Here is a 3,801-nt window from a genome sequence, read left to right on the forward strand (position 1 = left end):
GGTGGCAGGAGAAGCCATAGTCGTAAGCGTGCCATTCAAGGCCGAACCTCCGATGCCGGAGTTATTTGCTGTAATGCCGTAACCTTCATCGAATTTCCAATACCCAACCGGCTGTTTCCTCCCCGCGCCCCCAGCATAATCCTCCGCAATCTGGCTGGCAGTGCGGGCATAGTTGTAGATGCGAACATCGTCAATGGAGCCGTTAGCATAACCGCCAGAAGCTCCGATTGTTACATTCAAAGATGAATTGTATATAGACACAGGAACTGTTCCAGTAATAGTTCCATCCCATTTTACTCCGTTGACATAAACTTTTAAAGTTTGGGCTAAAGCATCATATACCCCAGTCAAATGATACCATTCATTGAGATTAAAAGAATTGGTTGTTGTTAAAAAAGAAATCGTCGTTCCATCACTTGAGACTAAAAATCTTAATTGATTAGTTGTCTGAACAGTTGCAAAATACCATCCTCTAGCACTTCCAACGCCCCAATCTTTTGCAACTAATGCGTTAGGATTTGTATCCTTTATTTTCATCCAACCTCCTACTGTAAAACTTGAAGTAAAACCCAAACTCGCCCCGTTCCCCGCATTAACATAATCATCCACCCCGTCAAACTCACACCCCCCGCCGATTTTTCCGGGCACCATGCAATCCATTCCCGTATCATTAGCTCCATCAACAGTCGTCCCCGTATTTCCATACCCCGAAGAATCGTTGAGGGTTTTGGCATTCCCCGAAACTTTCTCATCCATCTTCCACCACCCCACCGGCCCCGGCGCGAAATTATACAAATCCCGAACTTCTTTCGGAGACAGCGCGCGGTTGTAGATTCGGACAGAGTCGATGGAGCCGTTGAAAAAAGCGTTAGGATATATTGCTGTTCCTATTTTAAAATCAGCATAATATACATAATATATATTACCAGTTTGAGGTTGACTATCGCCTTCTGCACCATCTATATATAATTTTACATTTACCCCATCATATGTTCCTGTAATATAATGCCAGCCATTTGAAACTATATCATTACCTGCACCAACAACTACATCTGATGCATTTTTAACATAAAAAATTGGTCGATTATTATAACCTAATGAATTCGCATAAAGTATATAAGACATAGTCGCATAGTTTGGATCACCTCTTGATATAATGGATTGGGAACTATTTGAAAAATATACCCAAGCAGAAACAGTAATATTGTTCGGTTCTAGACTTGCTATTGATGTTACATTCACATAATCATCCACCCCGTCAAAAACTCCTCCATTGCCGAATTTCCCCGCGCCGGTGGTTGGTTTGTGAGTCGCGCCAGCGGCTACCCCATTGTTTCCGGTTCCGCTGGCATCAAGAACTTCACCGGCTGTGCCGTTCCAGCTCGCTTCATCCATTTTCCAATATCCCACGAGGCCATTAGACAGAGATTGCTTCGCTTCGCTCGCAATGACAACGGAGGCGCCATTCGCCGTTCCTCGCGAAGCATAATCCGCCTTGATCTGGCTGGCGGTGCGGGCATAGGGATAGATTTTGACGGAGTCAATGGAGCCGGAGAAAAAACGGGTAAGAACATTTGCTGCGTTATATTGCATGCCAATGCTGAATTTATCCGCAACAGCACTCGGAGTTGAAACACTTGTACCGTCAGTTTGAGAGCCATTGACATAAAATCTAGTAGTGACGCCATCGCGAACCATAGCAATATGATACCACTGATTTGCTGATGGAAATGTATAACCAGAATCAATCCAAGCTACAGCACCAAACAATCCTACTAATTTATTTCCATTGCCTCCATCCCCACCGCCATTCGCTATCCCAAAGCCATAACCCCCACTATCATTACCATTATAAACAACAATACTAGATTGAGGGATACTAGCTGGTTTTATCCATGATTCCAATGTCCAAATAGACACATTTGTGATTGGCGCCCCACTTCCCGCGTCCACATAATCATCACTCCCATCAAACCTCAAACACTTCCCACTCACGCACATATCTTCGGATTGCCAAGTCGGGTCGTTGGCGTCAACATTAACAGTAGAACCAAGCGTTCCGTTGTTGGCGTTGATTGTGGAATCATTCGCCGTCTGGCCAAACCCTTCGTCAAATTTCCAAAACGCCACGGGACCGGGGCCTTTTTCCTCGGCGCCGATTGTTCCGACGGTATAGTTTGACGCGGTGGTGGAAAAATCGGCAGACGCGGAGCCGTTTGCCGCGGACGAGTTGCCGTAGTAATAATAAATCATCTGCGCGCCTGCCGGAAACGACGCGAAATTTATATGGACGACAGTCGTCGCAGTCCCGCAGCCGGATGCGATATAATATGGCAAAAGAGCGCCCCCGTATTCCGTCCACCGCAAATCCCCGCAGTCCGTTTGAAACTTCGTCGTGTCCGAAGTGTCAATCGTCGCCGCGATATAAACATTGCTCTCCGCAGTTGTATTATTCGTCACCGGAATTTCTTTGCGGAAAAGCCAGCTATCATCCCACCAATCCGCCGCCGCCGTCTCCGGCTTCTGCAAAAACGCGAAATACCCGGCGACAAGCAAGAGGACGGAGAGGATTATGGCGATGAGTTTTTTGCGAGTAATCTTTTTCATAGTTTTAATTAAATGCCAAAATCCAAATTACAAATGTCAAATCAAGTTCAAATGCTAAAATGTCAAAATTTGTAATTTGGATTTTGTTATTGAATTGACATTTGTAATTTGGCATTTGTCATTAAAAAAGTATTAGCTGAATTGACATTTGTTATTTGAAATTTAAACTTGGCTTGTCATTAGTTTAAGATTTTGACTTATTGATTATTGCCGAAAATATCAGAGCAAATTCGTGAGTCTCTTGCCATAAGATACGGCATTCTTTGGCTCTATCGGGGTTTGCTTTGGCAATCATTCTAAGCCAATGCATCGTTTCTTTAGCCTCTTTCTTGCAAATACCTATTTTATGATTAAAATCTTTCTTGCTTTCCGCTCCATCAGCTTCGCAATAATTGGCGCCTACGCTTGTTCCAGATCTTACTGTTTGATTAATTAAAATCCTATTAATATCATTCTTTTGAAGACTAAATAAAAATTCAATAACATCCTCGCCAAATTTAGCAGTTCGTTCTTCCAAATCATATTTGCTTTTGTAATTTAGGTTTTGGATTTGATTTGGCATTTGTAATTTGTTATTTGACATTATTTAATCCTTATTCAAACCTCCCCGCGCATTATATTCTGTTGCAAATTATACGCGGATTAATCCGCTATTTGCTCAAGAACCATTTCCAAGCCGGAATTATTTTTATTTTCTTGCCCTTGATTTTTCTTTCATCTTCTTGAGCTTCCGTTATAATTATTCCTTCTTTTAAATTAAACTTTTCCATCGCTTCCAGAAGTCCGGCAAATTCCCTTTTTTCATTGTTATTGTCAAGTATTTTTGCCACTTGCGCAGCCTCCGTTATTTTCCTTCCGTCTTTGACGACAAAATCGCATTCGTATTTTCCGAGATGATAATAAACTTCTTTCCCCGCTTCCAAAAATCCCAGGAAAACCGCGTTTTCCAGAAACCGCCCGTAATTCTCGCTGAATGAAAAAGAGACCACATTGATAAAGCCATTGTCTATGGCATAAACTTTTTTGGGATAATTTTCTTGCTTTTTCAAAGAAAACTGATAATTTGATAATTCAAAAAGCAGAAAAGATTTCTCAAAAAAACCGATATATTCCTTGATTGTCTTGTCATTCATTTTCAAAAATCCCGCCAGCGAATTATAACTATACGGCTGGCCGATATTGGAAAATAAATAA

General features: G+C 42.0%; 3 protein-coding genes. All 3 read right to left on the minus strand.

Annotation, left to right across the window (positions count from 1 at the left end):
- On the minus strand, positions 1-2,607 hold a 2,607-nt coding region (locus KKD20_00545; protein ID MBU4331600.1), incomplete at its 3' end, for a LamG domain-containing protein.
- A gap of 184 nt (positions 2,608-2,791) precedes the next feature.
- Positions 2,792-3,169 carry a four helix bundle protein gene (locus KKD20_00550; protein ID MBU4331601.1) on the minus strand — a complete coding sequence of 126 codons (378 nt, stop codon included), beginning with the start codon at positions 3,167-3,169 and terminating at the stop codon, positions 2,792-2,794.
- Between the two features lie 88 nt (positions 3,170-3,257).
- Positions 3,258-3,801, minus strand: a 544-nt coding sequence (locus KKD20_00555) for a DUF4143 domain-containing protein (GenBank protein ID MBU4331602.1), incomplete at its 5' end; no start/stop codon positions are given.

This window comes from Patescibacteria group bacterium, from assembly GCA_018896645.1.
Taxonomy (GTDB): Bacteria; Patescibacteriota; Patescibacteriia; order UBA2591; family JABMQE01; genus JAHIMF01.

Coding starts and splice junctions, on each gene's coding strand:
- KKD20_00550 (MBU4331601.1), bottom strand. CDS start 3,169: ATGCCAAATCAAATCCAAAACCTAAATTACAAAAGCAAATATGATTTG.